We start from the raw sequence: 473 nt of genomic DNA, 5'->3' as shown, positions 1-473 counted from the left end.
CCACAAACAGCACCGACACGTCAGCGGATTTATCTCCCACAGTTGCCGTCACCTTATTGCTACCGGCACTGGTCGAAGTGATCACCGCTGTCGCGATCCCGTTGACATCCGTCTTTCCTTCATTCACCGCAGAGACCGTGGCCCCTTTTGTTGCGGAGCTAAAGGTCACTTTGATCCCTTCAATCACGTTGCCATTCACATCGAGCACGGTCGCCGTCAGGTCGTGAAGACCTTTGTTGTCAGCACTCACACCTGACTTATCGTCACCCTTGAGTTTGATAGTTGGGTGCGTCGCATCCGCCAGAAACGGCACCGACACGTCAGCGGATTTATCCCCCACCATTGCCGTCACCTGATTGCTACCGGCACTGGTCGAAGTGATCACAGCAGTCGCGATTCCGTTGACATCCGTCTTCCCTTCATTCGCCGCAGAGACTGTGGCCCCTTTTGTTGCGGAGCTAAAGGCCACTAAG

At 55.0% G+C, this 473-nt stretch carries 1 protein-coding gene; it reads right to left on the bottom strand.

Features of this window, described 5'->3' with window-relative positions; translation table 11 throughout:
- Positions 1-473 (bottom strand): Ig-like domain-containing protein (locus RH85_RS08965; RefSeq protein WP_006711907.1); only part of this gene is annotated, 473 nt, incomplete at both ends.

It is taken from the genome of Vibrio ichthyoenteri ATCC 700023 (assembly GCF_000222605.1).
Lineage (GTDB): Bacteria > Pseudomonadota > Gammaproteobacteria > Enterobacterales > Vibrionaceae > Vibrio > Vibrio ichthyoenteri.
This window is presented reverse-complemented; position numbering and strand designations above follow the sequence as displayed.